Source organism: Shewanella sp. ULN5 (genome assembly GCF_030731885.1).
GTDB classification, from domain to species: domain Bacteria; phylum Pseudomonadota; class Gammaproteobacteria; order Enterobacterales; family Shewanellaceae; genus Shewanella; species Shewanella holmiensis.
In genome coordinates, this window is record NZ_JAPJEE010000009.1 from 1 (window position 1) to 16426 (window position 16426).

At 41.8% G+C, this 16426-nt stretch carries 12 protein-coding genes, 1 tRNA gene and 1 rRNA gene; 5 read left to right on the top strand and 9 right to left on the bottom strand.

The window, feature by feature from the left end; all coding sequences use genetic code 11:
• Both ORI98_RS10235 and pssA read right to left on the bottom strand, forming a co-directional pair.
• Positions 1 to 554: ribosomal RNA gene (locus tag ORI98_RS10235) — 16S ribosomal RNA — on the bottom strand; the annotation flags it as partial.
• 694 nt (positions 555 to 1248) lie between these two features.
• The gene (pssA, locus tag ORI98_RS10240) at positions 1249 to 2034 is read right to left on the bottom strand and encodes a CDP-diacylglycerol--serine O-phosphatidyltransferase (protein WP_306135154.1); all 786 of its coding nucleotides are present in this window, start codon (positions 2032 to 2034) and stop codon (positions 1249 to 1251) included.
• A 108-nt stretch (positions 2035 to 2142) separates the two neighbouring features.
• Here pssA and ORI98_RS10245 point away from each other — a divergent pair, with 108 nt between their 5' ends.
• Positions 2143 to 2577, top strand: coding sequence for a DUF4124 domain-containing protein (locus tag ORI98_RS10245; RefSeq protein WP_306135155.1), 435 nt, complete (start codon positions 2143 to 2145; stop codon positions 2575 to 2577).
• A gap of 79 nt (positions 2578 to 2656) precedes the next feature.
• On the opposite strand, the gene clpB is transcribed toward ORI98_RS10245, so the two are convergent.
• From clpB to rluD, 3 genes are all read right to left on the bottom strand, one after another.
• A complete protein-coding gene (gene clpB / locus ORI98_RS10250) occupies positions 2657 to 5230 on the bottom strand; it encodes an ATP-dependent chaperone ClpB (protein WP_261299112.1) in 2574 nt (857 codons plus the stop codon).
• A 146-nt stretch (positions 5231 to 5376) separates the two neighbouring features.
• The gene (gene pgeF, locus ORI98_RS10255) at positions 5377 to 6126 is read right to left on the bottom strand and encodes a peptidoglycan editing factor PgeF (protein WP_306135156.1); all 750 of its coding nucleotides are present in this window, start codon (positions 6124 to 6126) and stop codon (positions 5377 to 5379) included.
• Entirely contained in the window at positions 6127 to 7101 is a 975-nt protein-coding gene (gene rluD / locus ORI98_RS10260) for a 23S rRNA pseudouridine(1911/1915/1917) synthase RluD (RefSeq protein ID WP_261299110.1), read from the bottom strand. It abuts the gene before it with no gap.
• Positions 7102 to 7225: 124 nt separating this feature from the next.
• Between rluD and ORI98_RS10265 the strand changes: the two genes are divergently transcribed.
• Together ORI98_RS10265 and ORI98_RS10270 are read left to right on the top strand one after the other, a co-directional pair.
• Positions 7226 to 7987 (top strand): outer membrane protein assembly factor BamD, encoded by a 762-nt coding sequence (locus tag ORI98_RS10265; protein WP_261299109.1) that lies wholly within the window; start codon positions 7226 to 7228, stop codon positions 7985 to 7987.
• 512 nt (positions 7988 to 8499) lie between these two features.
• A tRNA-Phe gene (locus ORI98_RS10270) sits at positions 8500 to 8575 on the top strand.
• 135 nt (positions 8576 to 8710) lie between these two features.
• Here the strand turns inward: ORI98_RS10270 and recJ are convergent.
• From recJ to brnQ, 4 genes are all read right to left on the bottom strand, one after another.
• Positions 8711 to 10435 carry a single-stranded-DNA-specific exonuclease RecJ gene (gene recJ / locus ORI98_RS10275; RefSeq protein ID WP_306135157.1) on the bottom strand — a complete coding sequence of 575 codons (1725 nt, stop codon included), beginning with the start codon at positions 10433 to 10435 and terminating at the stop codon, positions 8711 to 8713.
• A 249-nt stretch (positions 10436 to 10684) separates the two neighbouring features.
• Positions 10685 to 11407, bottom strand: a complete 723-nt coding sequence (gene dsbC / locus ORI98_RS10280; RefSeq protein WP_306135158.1) for a bifunctional protein-disulfide isomerase/oxidoreductase DsbC — start codon at positions 11405 to 11407, stop codon at positions 10685 to 10687.
• Between the two features lie 124 nt (positions 11408 to 11531).
• Positions 11532 to 12407 carry a site-specific tyrosine recombinase XerD gene (xerD, locus tag ORI98_RS10285; RefSeq protein WP_261299116.1) on the bottom strand — a complete coding sequence of 292 codons (876 nt, stop codon included), beginning with the start codon at positions 12405 to 12407 and terminating at the stop codon, positions 11532 to 11534.
• Between the two features lie 117 nt (positions 12408 to 12524).
• Complete coding sequence (gene brnQ / locus ORI98_RS10290) at positions 12525 to 13856, bottom strand: branched-chain amino acid transport system II carrier protein (protein WP_306135159.1); 1332 nt, start codon at positions 13854 to 13856, stop codon at positions 12525 to 12527.
• Between the two features lie 504 nt (positions 13857 to 14360).
• Between brnQ and ORI98_RS10295 the strand changes: the two genes are divergently transcribed.
• Together ORI98_RS10295 and srmB are read left to right on the top strand one after the other, a co-directional pair.
• On the top strand, positions 14361 to 15086 hold the full coding sequence (locus ORI98_RS10295; RefSeq protein WP_306135160.1) for a tRNA1(Val) (adenine(37)-N6)-methyltransferase: 726 nt from the start codon (positions 14361 to 14363) through the stop codon (positions 15084 to 15086).
• Between the two features lie 55 nt (positions 15087 to 15141).
• Positions 15142 to 16365, top strand: a complete 1224-nt coding sequence (gene srmB / locus ORI98_RS10300) for an ATP-dependent RNA helicase SrmB (RefSeq protein WP_261299104.1) — start codon at positions 15142 to 15144, stop codon at positions 16363 to 16365.
• Positions 16366 to 16426: the final 61 nt, after the last annotated feature.

A 16426-nucleotide genomic window follows, 5' to 3' on the forward strand; every position in this document is an offset into this window, starting at 1 on the left:
AACGCTCGGACCCTCCGTATTACCGCGGCTGCTGGCACGGAGTTAGCCGGTCCTTCTTCTGTAGGTAACGTCACAGCAATAACGTATTAAGTTACTACCTTTCCTCCCTACTGAAAGTGCTTTACAACCCGAAGGCCTTCTTCACACACGCGGCATGGCTGCATCAGGCTTTCGCCCATTGTGCAATATTCCCCACTGCTGCCTCCCGTAGGAGTCTGGGCCGTGTCTCAGTCCCAGTGTGGCTGATCATCCTCTCAGAACAGCTAGGGATCGTCGCCTTGGTGAGCCATTACCTCACCAACTAGCTAATCCCACCTAGGTTCATCCAATCGCGGAAGGCCCGAAGGTCCCCTCCTTTCCCCCGTAGGGCGTATGCGGTATTAGCAGTCGTTTCCAACTGTTATCCCCCTCGACTGGGCAGATCCCTAGGCATTACTCACCCGTCCGCCGCTCGCCGGCAAAGATAGCAAGCTATCTTCCCGCTGCCGCTCGACTTGCATGTGTTAGGCCTGCCGCCAGCGTTCAATCTGAGCCATGATCAAACTCTTCAATTAAAGTTTTTTGATTCCGAAGAATCGGCTCAATGAATTCTGATTGCTTTATCAACCGAAGTTAACAAAGTCTTTTTGTACATATTGCTATGAACATTCATCGTTGCATTGAGTTTAAATTTTTTGATTGCTCTTCCTAAGAAGAAGCAATTTCGAATAACTCAATACCTGTGAATGTCCACACAGATTTCTTGTTTAAGTTGTTAAAGAGCGTTGATGTTAATTTTTCAAACATCGCCGTTAGACGCTAGGTCGTTGGCTTGGGCTGCGTATTCTACGCTTTCCCGTGTCTGCGTCAAGTGTTTTTTCAAACTTTCTTTTCGCTGCTGATTTGAGGTTAAAACCGAAGTCTTTATGTTTCAAATCAACCTGACTTCCTAAGTGATTAACTTCGGATGGCGCTTTGCTTTCGCGCTGTGCCGTGTCAGTGGATGCGCATTATAGGGAGCTAAGATTTTTGTGCAAGTGGCAATTTGCACTTTTTATAAAAAAGAGGTTTGTTCGATTACGAATTCATCAATTCGCTTTTATTTCGCGCAGCTTTAATGGTTTCATCTTAGATAATGGCATTTTTTAGTGAATTGGCAGCACTAAAACGACTTATATAGAGGGTCACTTTAACCCTAAATACCTTAAAATATTTAAGGGCTGCATATTATCCTTGCTTAAGGACGGATATTTAAGGTGATCTTGTTGGTTATTTTTTCTCATCAACGGTGGGGTCATCTGAAGGATCATCTCCCACAATATGGCCGACCTTTATCTTATCGACACTTTTTAAGGTAATGAAAGGACCTGATAATGCGTATAGATAGAAACCTATACAAAGGATAATTGCTGGTTCAACCGATATAATGGCAAATACTGCAACAACTAGGATCATAACTAAAAAGTTAACCTTACCTTTCCAGTCTACATCTTTAAAAGAGTGATATTTAAAGTTACTAACCATCAGCAAACCAACAAGAGCTGTAATAAATGCTGCTAAGTAGCTTATTTTAGTAGGATCAACACCATAAGTTGAACCGCTCCAAATACTACCTGCAATAACGGCTGCGGCTGCTGGACTTGCTAACCCTTGGAAAAAGCGTTTATCGGCTGAACCTACTTGAGTATTAAATCTAGCAAGTCGTAGCGCTGCGGCTGCGCAGTAAATAAACGCAGCCATCCAACCTATTTTGCCTAAATCACTTAATGCCCAATTATAAGCAAGAATAGCTGGCGCCATTCCAAATGACACCATATCTGCCATGCTGTCATATTCGGCACCAAAATCACTTTGTGTATTTGTCATCCGTGCAACTCTACCATCCAAGCCATCACATATCATGGCAACAAAGATGGCAATCGCTGCAGATTCGAAATGCCCATTCATGGAAGATATGACCGCATAAAAGCCTGAAAACAGGCCAGCTGTGGTAAATAGGTTAGGTAATAAGTAGATACCTTTGTTTTTTGTTGTTTGATTTGCTGAATTTTGCATACACTAATGACTTAATGATAAATATAAGTTGGATTTTACCTAAAGATAACATATTTTTGTTTCATCAAGGATAGTCGTTTATTCCAGCTTTATACTTTGGATGCTTATATGAAACCGTTTCTTTTATTGGTAGCAAGCCTGTTTATTTTTCCATCAGCTTTGGCCACGACTATTTATACCTGGACCGACAGTGATGGTTTAGTGCATTACAGTCAGCAAGCGCCGATAGGTGTCGATGCGAAACAAATTAGCAGTGATGATATTGAACCCAGAAAAATTGGAACGGCTTCGGCTGTTCGCAAAACTGCAGAAAAAGAGCCAGAATCTGATTTAGCTAAGTCAGCTAAAGTTATTAAAGAGAAAGATGCTAAGCAAGCTGAATCGATCTGCGAAAATGCCAAACACAGCATGAGCTTACTGGATACCTATAATAGGCTTACCAGAAAAGACCCTGTTACAGGTGAAGACGTCGCAATGACAGAAGAAGATAAGCAAGCTGCGCGAGCTGAAAATGCTGAACGAGTGAAACTGTTTTGTAATTAGTCGCGTTAATTATAGAACAACTCACTTGTTTAAAATTAAAAGGAGCCTTAGCTCCCTTTAATTCAACCTTAATTAAAGGTTATTGCAAAAACACCAACTGCCCCTCTTCAACATCCACTCGTATCGTTTGGCCAGGAATTAACTGCCCACGCAGTAATTTTTGCGCTAACGGATTTTCCACTTCCTGTTGTAATGCTCGTTTTAGCGGTCTTGCGCCATAGACGGGATCAAATCCTGCTTCTGCAATTAACGACAGTGCTTGGTCTGATACATATAGGTCGAAATCCTTCTCAGCTAAACGCTTGCGCAGCAATTCGATTTGGATACTGGCAATATGCTTGATGTTATTTGCATCCAGAGGATGAAAGACAACAGACTCATCAACCCGGTTTAAAAATTCAGGGCGGAAGTTTTGCATCACAACTTCCATGACACTTTGCTTCATTTCATCATAACTCACCATGCCGAAGCTTTCTTGAATACGATCTGAACCTAAGTTAGATGTCATGATGATGACTGTATTTTTGAAATCTACGGTACGACCTTGGCCATCGGTTAAGCGTCCGTCATCTAATACCTGCAGTAAAATATTAAAGACATCAGGATGTGCTTTCTCAACCTCATCTAATAGGATGACGGAGTATGGCTTACGGCGCACGGCTTCGGTTAAATAACCGCCCTCTTCATAACCAACATATCCTGGAGGGGCACCGACAAGTCTTGATACTGTATGTTTCTCCATGAACTCTGACATATCGATACGCACTAATGCTGATTCAGTATCAAACAAAAACTTAGCTAATGATTTACATAGCTCGGTTTTACCTACACCCGTTGGCCCTAGGAATAAAAACGAACCAATAGGACGCTGCGGATCGGCAAGTCCTGCTCTGCTTCGACGGATGGCATTTGACACAGCATCGACGGCTTCATTTTGCCCGATCACACGCTCATGTAATGCCTGCTCCATGTGCAACAGTTTTTCTCGCTCACCTTCAAGCATTTTTGACACAGGAATACCTGTCGCTTTGGATAATACCTCGGCAATTTCAACATCGGTTACTTTATTGCGTAACAAGGTCATATCTTGCATTTCTGCTTGTGAGGCTAAATCTAACTGTTTTTCAAGCTCTGGAATTCGACCATATTGCAGCTCAGACATACGCGTTAAATCGCCTGCGCGGCGAGCAACATCCATATCCATTCTGGCTTGCTCTAAATCAGCTTTAATATGTTGAGTACCTGCTAAGGCAGCTTTTTCAGTGTGCCAAATTTCGTTTAGCTCTGATGCTTTTGACTCTACGTCTTTAAGTTCAAGCTGCAAATGGTCTAAACGTTTGCGGCTAGCATCATCGGTTTCTTTAGACAGAGCTTGCTCTTCAAGTTTTAATTGAATGGCACGGCGCTCAAGTCGGTCTAACGATTCAGGTTTTGAATCTATTTGCATACGGATGCTTGATGCGGCTTCATCAATTAAGTCGATGGCTTTATCAGGCAACTTTCGATCTGAAATATATCGATGCGACATGCTGGCGGCAGCGACAATTGCAGGGTCGGTAATTTCAACGTGGTGATGCAGTTCATAACGTTCTTTTAAACCACGTAAAATAGCAATGGTATCTTCAACGCTAGGCTCATCCACCAGCACCTTTTGAAAACGGCGCTCAAGCGCTGCATCTTTCTCAATATACTGACGATATTCATCTAAAGTGGTTGCACCAACGCAATGTAAATCACCACGGGCTAAGGCAGGCTTTAACATATTACCCGCATCCATAGCGCCTTCGCCTTTACCGGCACCAACCATAGTGTGTAATTCATCAATAAACAGAATAACCTGGCCTTCTTCTTGGGATAATTCGTTCAAAACAGCTTTTAAGCGCTCTTCGAATTCACCACGATATTTTGCTCCCGCGATTAATGAGCCCATATCTAAAGAAAGCACACGCTTGTTTTTGATCCCCTCAGGGACTTCACCATTCACAATACGTTGGGCCAAACCTTCCACAATTGCCGTTTTACCAACACCAGGCTCGCCAATTAGCACTGGATTGTTTTTACTCCGGCGTTGTAAAACCTGAATAGTGCGACGAATTTCATCATCTCGGCCAATTACAGGATCTAATTTTCCCTGCTCTGCTCGCTCAGTTAAATCAACCGTAAATTTCTTCAATGCCTGGCGTTGGTCTTCAGCATTTGGATCATCTACTTTTTGGCCACCACGAACTTGTTCGATGGTTTTATCCATCAACTCTTTTGATGCACCAGCATCTTTTAATGCTTTGGCTAGAGGGTCGTTCCCTTCGAGGGCTGCAAGGATAAATAATTCTGATGAAATGTATTTATCTTTGCGCTTTTGAGCCAACTTGTCACATAAGTTTAGTAGGCGAATAAGACCTTGCGATAATTGCACGTCACCGCCGGTGCCATCTACTTGTGGAAAACGCTCAAGCTCTTGACTTAATGACGAGCGCAACGCGCTGACACGAATACCCGCTTGGGTTAATAAAGGGTGAATTGAACCAGAATCTTGATTAAGCAGTGCCATCATTAAATGGATAGGTTCAATAAATTGATGATCCCGTCCTAATGCTAATGACTGCGCATCAGAAATGGCAATTTGAAACTTATTAGTCATACGATCGAGTCTCATACAACCTCCTACATCTGATACATAAAATGGATATCCATTATGGATATTCTGTTACCTAAAAGATGGGGGCGTTAGAAGACAATTTCAAGCGTATGAACCATTAACTCGTATAAAAAGTGCAACTTTTTTATACAATAAAAGCACAGTTAGGATTTAAGCCAGATTAATGAGGCCATTCTGCCGGTTTGTTTGTCTCGGCGATATGAAAAGTAATCGTGATTAGACATGGTGCATTGATCAACACTGTATATGCAACTAACACCAAGCCTTGCTAAACGTAATTTTGCTAAGCCAACAATGTCAGCTAAATATTTATCATCAGCACCTGCTTGTGCAATAAAACAGTTTGATGCCGTAAGTTGTTGCGCGACAAATGCGCTTTTCACTTCACTACCAACTTCAAACATACTAGGGCCAATGGTCGGTCCAAGACAGGCTATTAACTCTGATGCTGGCACAGAGAAACGCTTAACCGCTTGTTCGATTATGCCTGCGCATAAGCCACGCCATCCAGCATGCACTGCAGCCACTTGTTGTCCTTGTATATCACACAACAAAATTGGCAAGCAGTCTGCAGTCATTACCGCGCACACTTGCCCATATTGATTAGCATAACTCCCATCAGCAATTGGCACTTGTTGATCATTTTTAGGGATCTGATCAGTGTCTGAAAACGACACCACCTCAACACCATGTACCTGTTCTAACCATAATGGCTCGCTAGGTAAATTTAGCACTGAAACAAGTTTATCCCGATTTGCCTTTACCCTTAAAGGATCATCCCCTACGTGCAGCCCGAGGTTTAAACTGTCAAAAGGTGGCAAACTACAACCACCATGACGGTCAGTAAACGCAATAGCAACATTATTAGGTAAAGGCCAATCGGGTTTTAACACTTATAGATACTCAACCGGATTTAACTCAGTATCAATACGTAAAGCCTTGGTTAACAATGCCATATCTTCAGGAATAGGCGCTTGCCAGCTCATGATTTCACAGGTGATGGGATGCGCAAGTTCTAAACGTACCGCATGCAGTGCTTGGCGTTTAAAGTTTTTCAATAGTTCGAAAAACTCTGGGCTTGCCGCTTTAGGTGGACGAGGACGACCGCCATAAACCGGATCACCAACCAATACGTGACCAATATGGGCCATATGCACACGAATTTGGTGAGTACGACCAGTTTCAAGACGCAAGCGAAGACGCGTATGTGCACGGAATTTTTCCGCAACACGGTAATGGGTAACGGAAGGACGACCACCGTTAATCACTGCCATTTGAACGCGTTTAGTTGGATGGCGATCAATAGGTTCATCAACTGAGCCACCTGCGGTCATAGTGCCTTGTACGATAGCTTCATACTCGCGAACAATATCACGGGCTTGAAGCGCTGCAACTAAATGCGTTTGCGCTTCAACGGTTTTAGCTACCACCATTAAACCTGTCGTATCTTTATCTAAACGGTGAATAATACCCGCTCTTGGTACGTGTTCAATATCTGGACAATGATGCAGTAATGCGTTCATAAGTGTGCCATCGGCATTACCCGCACCAGGATGAACAACTAAACCCGCAGGCTTGTTAATTACGATAATGTAGTCATCTTCGTAAACAATATTTAAATCGATGTCTTGAGCTAATGCGCGAACTTCTTCTTCAAGCGTTGCATTAATTTCAATTAGCTGAGATTCAAAAACCTTTTCCCGAGGCTTGTCGACTATGATACCGTCTACGGTAACTGCACCGGATAAAATCCATTCTTTGATGCGTGTGCGCGAGTAATCAGGAAAAAGAATCGCCAATGCTTGGTCAATTCTTTGCCCTGTTTGGGTTGCTGTTATCTCGCTTTTTAGATTAATCTCTTGTGTCATAGGAACCGTACCCCTTTTTTGGGGTCCAAAGTGAATGTAGTATCTGTTACAATCGGATGTTTTCTATTTTACCGTGAAATGGAAAAATTCTTAACCACAACTTATAAAAGAATTGAATTCAAGTATGTATAAATTAGCCAAAGGCGCCGCCCTAGTATTACTTTCAGTAGCCATAACGGCTTGTAGCAGCAGTCCCGAAGATGACGAGTTTACGAGTAAAGCTTCTCCAGAAGTACTTTATTCACAAGCTAGAACATCAATGGAGTTAGGAAACTACTCTAAAGCAGTTCGTACTTTAGAAGCGCTAGATTCGCGTTATCCTTTTGGCCCACATAAAACTCAAACTCAATTAGATCTGATTTTTGCTTATTACAAAATGGATGATGTCGCTTCTGGTTTAGCCAATATCGACCGTTTTTTACGTTTAAACCCAACTCACCCCAATGTTGATTACGTGTATTATATGCGTGGTTTAACAAATATGCAGGCAGATAGTTATTTATTTCACGATATGATGAATATTGATCGCACAGATCGTGATCCTAAAAACGCTGAAGATGCATTTAAAGACTTTGATCGCTTACTAAAAAGCTATCCAAATAGCAAATACGCGGCAGATGCTCAGCAACGTATGCAGTACCTAAAAAACCGTTTAGCGCGTTATTCAATTAATGTAGCAAGATACTATATCAAAATGAATGCTTGGAGTGCTGCTGCCGTCCGAGCACAAACGGTATTAGAAAAATTCCCAGGAACTCCTGAAGCTGAGTCAGCCCTTGAAATTATGGCAATAGCTTATGAAGAATTAGGTCAAGAACAGTTAAGAGCCAATACCTTAACCGTGATGAAAGCTAACTTTCCAAATAATGAATTAGTGAGTAACTAATCACTTCACTCGTTATTTTTATTGTAAAAGGTCTCTTTATGAGGCCTTTTTTGTACCTAATCTGCAGTCTGGTTACGAGTAAGCTATCTTGGTAAACCATGTGCTAAATAACAGATGAAGTGATTATTACTGTAAATTGTTGCACGGCTGCAAAAACGAATGTAGCCATAGCAACACACATCGTAAATCAAGTATTCCTTTATTATCGATGTAAATGCATAGCGATAGAAAAGCTAATGCACAAGCCTAATACTCAACAATCTGCTTCAGCGTAAATGAAAGTAAGCAGGATGCAATATTAAGGTGTATTTACAGACCCAAAAATATCTCCTCAGCTAAGTGGTAATAAACTCTTTATTATTTCTATAACCCAAGCATGACAATATTTACTCTCACAAATGTCGATTTGTTAGCCGAAACGTTGTTTTATCCAGCACACGCGTTCAAATATGAATTATTTTTGAAAAAATCGGTTGACTCAAACAACAGAAAACCTTAAATTGCATCCCGTCGCCCGAATAGCTCAGTCGGTAGAGCAGAGGATTGAAAATCCTCGTGTCCCTGGTTCGATTCCGGGTTCGGGCACCATATTTACATTGGTGGCTTGAAGCGACTAATAAAGTGATTAACAAAAAAGCCTCGCATTGCGAGGCTTTTTTGTTAATCACATTTATCATTTACTGAATCTAAGTACTTTGCTTAGGGCCTCAAATACCCATTAGGTTACATAGGTTCTATATACTCCACCATCAGTTGCACCGTTTGATTCCCCCTAAACTCATTCACATCTAACTTGTAAACCACCCGGGCCTGTTTAATGGTCACATCTGGCCAAGTTTGCATATCAACATTAAACGCAATGCCATCTAACATTAATTGACCACATTCAGTTTCAAGTAAAAGCTTAAGATGCTTTTCACCCACAATTCGTTGCTGAACTACATTAAAAAAACCATCGAACAAGGGCTCTTCAAATGATTGGCCCCAAGGCCCTGCATTGCGTAACATGAAGGCTGTATCTAATGTCATGTTAGCGGCAACTAACTCACCATCTGACATTAACTCTCCTGTAAGCTGCTCATAGTCTAAAATATCACGCACTACATCATCATAAACTTGTTTGAACGTATCTAAAGCACCAGCTTTTAATGACAATCCCGCCGCCATTGCATGGCCGCCAAACTTGATGATCATACCTGGATGCATAGTATTAATTCGCTCTAATACATCCCGCATGTGCAGGCCTTTAATCGACCGTGCTGAACCTTTTATTTCTCCATTACCAGCATCGGCAAAAGCAATGACGGGGCGATGATATCGGTCTTTTATTCTTGATGCTAAAATACCGATAACACCTTGATGCCAGTCTGGCTGAAACAAGGCTAATCCCCAGGGCAATGTGGCTTCATTAAGCGCAATAGTTTGTAAACTTTTTAATGCTTCTTGTTGCATGCCGGCTTCAATATCGCGTCGGTCTTGATTTAAACCGTCTAATTCTGCCGCCATTCGCCTTGCGCGCATGATGTCATCACACAATAAGGTTTCGACACCTAATGCCATTTCATCAAGACGCCCCGCAGCATTTAGCCTAGGTCCCACGGCAAAACCAAAATCTGCAGCCACAATTTTACTTGGATCACGCTTTGCCACTTCTAATAACGCCGTTATTCCTGGGCGGCATCGCCCTGCACGCACTCGTTGAAGTCCGGCTTGTACTAAAATGCGATTATTCGGGTCTAAAGAGACAACGTCAGCCACTGTCCCTAGGGCTACAATATCTAACAACATAGCTAAGTTAGGCTGTTCTATACCTTGTAATTCATACCAATTACGCTGGCGGAGTTCAGCTCGAATGGCGGTCATTAGATAAAATGCTACCCCTACCCCTGCAATGGATTTACTGGCAAATTGGCAATCTGGTTGATTAGGGTTAACGATCGCATCAGCATTAGGCAAAATGTGTCCAGGTAAGTGATGATCCGTAACCACCACTTGCATACCACAAGCCTTTGCCGCATTTACACCATCGATAGATGAAATGCCATTATCAACGGTGATAAGTAATTGTGCTTGTTTACTGTGAGCCACGGCAACAATTTCAGGACTTAAGCCATAGCCATAATCAAAACGGTTAGGAATAAGATAATCAACCCGCGTAGCCCCCATCATTTTTAACGCTAGTAAACACACACTGGTTGAGGTGGCACCATCGGCATCAAAATCCCCGACGATTAGGATCTGATGCTGGTTCTGCATTGCATCTGCAACGATTTTGGCGGCAATGTCTAACCCTTTCATCGTATCTGGACGCAACAATTTTGCGAGTACCAGTTCACAATCATCCTGTCCCACTCCACGTCGAGCATACAACTGCTTCAATAGCGGTGGTAATGAAGATGGTAGATGTGAATCATCTACGTGAGGGCGACGAATAATTTTATGCGACAAAACGAACCTTAGATCCTATGAGGATGATTTGATAGAAAAAAAGTAATAAAAAGGTGAGCCAGTGCTCACCTCGTATCCTTTAAACAACGAATGTTCACCTGCTTTTAGTCAAACTAATTTTCCTGAAAGCAAAGCAAATTTTCGCCCCAATAACTTACCAATGATAAGCCTTCACATATAAAGGAAACCGCAGCTAATACAAAGGGACGTTTCATTTGTATTGCTCGTAGGCTGAAGTAAATTAGCTTACTATCTAGATTCGATAGCCTGCAATAAATTTTCTGGAGGCTGATAACCCGGAATCATACTACCATCTTCCAGTATGATTGCTGGCGTCCCATTTATCCCAAAAGACATGCCTAAACGGTACTGCTTTGCGATATCAATATCACAGGAAGCCGCTTTAATATTCTTACCCGCTTTAGCATCTGTCATAGCTTGCAATGGATCTTTTGCACACCACACAGCTTGCATTTCATCAGCATTAGCAGACGGAATACCGGCACGAGGGTAAGCTAAATAACGCACGGTAATACCTAAATCATTATACTCTGCCATTTGATTATGTAACTTACGACAGTAACCACAATCAACGTCAGTAAACACAGTTACCACATGCTTTTCATTTTTTGCTTTATACACCAACATGTCTTTTTCAAGTGGCTTCAACATCTCGATACGAGGACCTGCTAATGCCGCTTCGGTTAAGTTTTTCATGCGATTATTTAAATCATAAACATTACCGTGAATAAGCTTAGAGCCATCTTCAGTGATATACAGTACACCACGGTCTGTTAGCACTTGCTGTAAACCGCTAATCGGTGAAGGCTGAATAGTGCTGACTTCAACACCTAACATATCGGATATTTTTTGTTTCAACTCATTGTCTTTATTGTCAGAGCTTGATGCTGCTTGCGCCATTGCGGGCACAAGTAAACTGGCGACAAGAATGAATGCTTTTGATAACTTCATGATAATTCCTAATTACACGGGTGACATAACTAGACCCGATTTTAAGTGCAAAACTTACAGATTTACTCAGATTAACGCAACTATGAGATAGACTTTTTAATGTAACCAAAAACTACCTAGTAGATTAACCTCTTGGATGATGCTGTTGGTGCAACTGTTGTAACCTTGCTTTGGCTACATGGGTATATATTTGTGTGGTCGATAAATCACTGTGTCCTAATAACAACTGCACCACTCTTAAGTCTGCGCCATGGTTTAATAAATGGGTCGCAAACGCATGTCTTAACGTGTGCGGTGACAAATGTACGCTGATGCCCGCTCTGGAGGCATACAATTTAATTCGGTGCCAAAATGTTTGTCGAGTCATCATCTGAGCACGTTTAGATGGGAACAACACATCTGACTGTTTCATGTGCAGTAATTCTGGCCGGGCTGTTTTCAAATATTGCTCAATCTCATCAATTGCCAGCTCGCCTAATGGCACTAACCTTTCTTTGCCGCCCTTACCCATCACCCTTATCACGCCCTGACGTAAACTGATTTGGTCCATGGTTAAACTCACTAACTCTGTCACCCTTAGCCCTGTTGCATATAGCAGCTCTAACATGGCTTTATCACGGCTCTCTATAGGATCATCTGTATTGGGTTCACCAAGCAAGATATCTACTTGCGCTTCTGATAACGCATCAGGGAGTTTTCTTACCAGTTTGGGAGATTTAATTAATGCTGTCGGATCAACGCTGATTCGTTTAGTTATCACTAAAAATCCATAAAAACGTCTCAGGCTACTCATTAATCTTGCGGTACTGGTTTTGGCATACTTTTGTTCAAAGCGATAGGCGAGGTAATCTTTTAGCAGCAAGCCATCAGCTTCAAGCAATGAGGATTTTTGACTAAGGACAAAACGTTCAAAATGGGCTAAATCAGTGCGATAAGAAGCTAAGGTATTATCGCTTAACCCTTTAGTTGACCATAAGTCGTCAAGAAACTGATCAATCATAGGATCTGGAGAATAGTTGATAGAATTCAAGTCATACTCAGTTTAACACGCCGGATATACTGGCTGTAGATTAGCATATCCAGCGGTTAAATATCAGCTTACTCGGCGCTAAGCCTCTTAAGCAACTGAATCAGATTGTGAGCTTTTAGGTAAAAACAAACACACTAGGGTTACGATAGCCGTAGGTAATAGCCATGCCATACCTTCAGCGTGCAAAGGTAAAAGGTCAAACGCTGACATATCAACACCTGCGGTTTTCAAACCATCAAGAATACCAAAAGCTAACGCCACGCTCAGTACTAACCGTTGCGAAAACTCTGGACGAGCAAACTTAGGCGTAATTAAAGTAATCAAAACCAGTGCGATGGCGACAGGATAAATCGTCATCAGCACCGGAATACTAATAGAAATTAACTGCGATAACCCAACGTTAGCTACGATGGCACAAACCACACTGAAAAAAACCACAAAACGTTGATATGAAATCTTTGGTAGCAGTTCATTAAAAAATTCAGAACACGCTGTTACTAAACCAATTGCAGTGGTTAAACACGCTAAGCCTACAACAGTCGACAACATTACAATGCCTAACGTGCCGAAGTGGTAATCAACATAATTTGTTAAGATTACCCCGCCATTGGATGCACCTGTGGCTAAATCACCTGCTGAAGCACCTAAAAAGAACAGTGAAATGTACACAAAGGCTAAACCTGATGCAGCAATGATCCCTGCGCGAATAAGATACTTAGTTTGATCAGCCGCATTTTCAATGCCTTTTTTACGAAGCAAATCAATAATCAACATACCGAACATAATCGACGCCAACGTATCCATAGTGTTATACCCTTCAATAATGCCTTTCGATAAAGGGCTAGAGAGGTATTCACCAGTCGGCGCACCGACTTCAGAACCGGATAAAAACAACACACTCATTGCTAAGGCAACTAACAATGCAATTAAAATAGGAGTTAACACCTTACCGACGTTGTCTAATAATTTGCCAGGGAAGAGTGACATAAACATCACGATGGCAAAAAATACTAACGTAAAGATAAGCTGGGCAATATTGACTGACTGGCCTGCAATCATCACAACCGCATCAGCGTTAGCTATAAAAGGGCGGGCACCGATTTCAAATGCAACTAAGCTGGTTCTTGGGGCAGCAAACGCTGGGCCAATAATAATATAAATGGCAATCGCCAATGCCGTAGCGGCAAATGACGGCAAGTAGGCCATAATTTTACCGTTAGCTTTAGCAACCGCAATTAATCCGATCAGCGGCATACCGACCGCGGTTAAAAGAAACCCAAACATCGCAAGCGACATGTTTTCGCCCGCTAAAAAGCCTGCAAAAGGCGGGAATATTAGGTTTCCGGCGCCTAAAAAGAATGCGAAAGCCATAAATCCTAGGCCAAAGGTATCGGTAATCGATAATTTAGTTGTTTGCACTATGAGGTCTCATTTTATTGTATTTGTTTCTTACCAACTTAAGTGATCAAATTCTATTTAGCTACTGCTAATCTATAACAAAACACAAGCTGTAAAAATATATGTACACATTTATCGAGTAAAACCTACCAAAATCAGTATAGAAAAAGTACTTTCTTGGCTACGATGCTTGCTCAAAGGCCATTTAAAACCCTTAAAACAAATAGAACCGCTGTTTTACTATGACAAAACAGGCTGAAACTAATATCAAAGAACACTTCTGTACACAATAGCGGAGTAAGATAAACTGCAAATTTACATTTTTATGCTTAAACAACTCGCAAAAACACCAAACATAAGTAAAACAGGCAACAAAAAACGATAACAATATTTAACAATTAAGTAATTAGAAACTAACCGTACAGTGCTCCCTATATTATTTAAAGCCGCCAGAAAAGATGTAGCAAATTAACAAAGCCAAATATTTTGCTACAATGCATCTTCTGCCCCTTATCCGTAAACCGCATGCCATTTACATTTAAACAATTTCATATTGATGACAGCCGCTGTGGTATGTCCGTCAGCACTGATGGTGTGTTATTAGGTGCTTGGGCACCATTAGCCGAAGCTAAAAACATTCTGGATATTGGCGCGGGCAGTGGATTATTGAGTTTAATGGCTGCTCAACGCAGCCATTTTGATGCAAAGGTAACCGCCATTGAACTGGATTCCGCCGCGAGTGATGACTGCCAAGCAAATATTGATAGCAGTCCATGGCCAACAAAAATCACTCTGTTACACACTAGCATTCAAAATTACTGCTTATCATTTTTACAGCATCCACAAGCACATTTTGACCATATTATTTGTAATCCTCCCTATTTTACTAATGGGCCACAAACGCAAAATGTTGCCAGAGCGACAGCAAGGCATACTGATCAACTCAGCTTTATTGAATTACTCAACGCAATTGCGCAGCTTTTACATTCACACGGCACAGCAAGCCTGATTATTCCAACTCAAAGCTGGTCTCAATTCCAACAGGCTTTGGCACAAGCACCATTACACATTTGTGAATATGTTGACGTCAGTAGTGTTGAGGGAAAACCTGCAAACCGCTTATTATTAGCAGTGAAACATGGCAAAGCTCTGCTGCCTATTGTTAATAGGCAGATGCATATTCGTAATAAACAGGGGCATTACTCCGCCCAAATGATAGATTTCTGTCGAGATTTCTACTTAAAACTTTAGCCTATGTGATTCGTCAGTTATAATGTTCGGCTACTTTTAAGCGAGACCCACGCGCATGTTATTTGAAGATTTCGATTTAGACCCAAGGTTATTAGATTCGTTGAAAGCCATGGGCCATAAAAGCCCAACCACAGTCCAGCAAGAAGCTATTCCTATGGCGATGGAGCAACGGGATATTCTTGCGCGTGCACCAACAGGAACGGGCAAAACAGCCAGTTTCTTATTACCAGCATTACAACACCTTATTGATTTTCCGCGTCGATTTGAAGGTCAAGCGCGTATATTAGTGTTAACGCCAACACGTGAGCTTGCTAGTCAAATTCACCGTTATGCTTGCCATTTAGCAACGGATTTGGATCTCGACATCGCCATTATTACCGGTGGTGTACCTTACGGCCCTCAAGAAGAAGCACTTGAAGGAAATGTAGACATTTTAATCGCCACTCCAGGTCGATTAATGGAATACCTAGATAAAAGAAAATTCGATGCTACTGAAGTTGATATTCTGATTATTGATGAAGCTGACCGCATGCTTGATATGGGTTTCTCTTCAGTCGTTCAAGCGATTGCAATTGAAGCACAGGGCCGTAAACAAAACATGCTATTTTCTGCCACATTAGAAGGTAGTGGTGTTGAGCGTTTTGCAAGGGATCTGTTAAAAGACCCTATCACTATCGATGTAGAAGCACCGCGCAGCGAAAAAGCCAAGATACATCAATGGGCACATTTAGCTGATGACAAAGAGCATAAATTTGCCCTGTTATGTAATATTTTACGACAAGAGCAAGTCAAACGAACTATCGTGTTCGTCAAAACTCGTGAGGTTGTTGCTAGCCTTGAAGGGTTATTATTAAAAGCCAATATTCCTTGTGCTTTTATGCGTGGAGACATGGAACAGAAAAAACGTTTCCAAGCATTAGGTCGTTTTACTAAAGGCGAGGTCAATGTGTTGCTGGCTACCGATGTGGCCGCGAGAGGTATCGACGTAGATGATATTACCCATGTGATTAACTATGACATGCCACGTTCAGCTGACACCTATGTTCACCGCATTGGTCGAACCGGTCGTGCAGGTGCGAAAGGCACAGCAATCTCTTTAGTTGAAGCTCATGATATTCGTATTGTAGGTAAAATTGAGCGCTATATTGAGCAACCACTAAAGCGCCGGGTAATTGAAGAGCTGCGCCCTAAGCACAAAGAAGCCAAAGTGCCTGGCAAGAAAAAAGCCAACGCAAAAGACGCAAAAAAGCCGTCTAAAAAGTTTAAGAAAAAGAAATAAACCCTGCTTTTATATGATGTTAGCGGTATTCTAATCTAGCGAACCTAATCTTGGTTCGCTT

Bases quoted from the DNA above. Each gene is read 5' to 3' on its own strand.
- pssA (WP_306135154.1), bottom strand. From the start codon at position 2,034: ATGCAAAATTCAGCAAATCAAACAACAAAAAACAAAGGTATCTACTTA.
- ORI98_RS10245 (WP_306135155.1), top strand. From the start codon at position 2,143: ATGAAACCGTTTCTTTTATTGGTAGCAAGCCTGTTTATTTTTCCATCA.
- clpB (WP_261299112.1), bottom strand. From the start codon at position 5,230: ATGAGACTCGATCGTATGACTAATAAGTTTCAAATTGCCATTTCTGAT.
- rluD (WP_261299110.1), bottom strand. From the start codon at position 7,101: ATGACACAAGAGATTAATCTAAAAAGCGAGATAACAGCAACCCAAACA.
- ORI98_RS10265 (WP_261299109.1), top strand. From the start codon at position 7,226: ATGTATAAATTAGCCAAAGGCGCCGCCCTAGTATTACTTTCAGTAGCC.
- dsbC (WP_306135158.1), bottom strand. From the start codon at position 11,407: ATGAAGTTATCAAAAGCATTCATTCTTGTCGCCAGTTTACTTGTGCCC.
- xerD (WP_261299116.1), bottom strand. From the start codon at position 12,407: ATGATTGATCAGTTTCTTGACGACTTATGGTCAACTAAAGGGTTAAGC.
- ORI98_RS10295 (WP_306135160.1), top strand. From the start codon at position 14,361: ATGCCATTTACATTTAAACAATTTCATATTGATGACAGCCGCTGTGGT.
- srmB (WP_261299104.1), top strand. From the start codon at position 15,142: ATGTTATTTGAAGATTTCGATTTAGACCCAAGGTTATTAGATTCGTTG.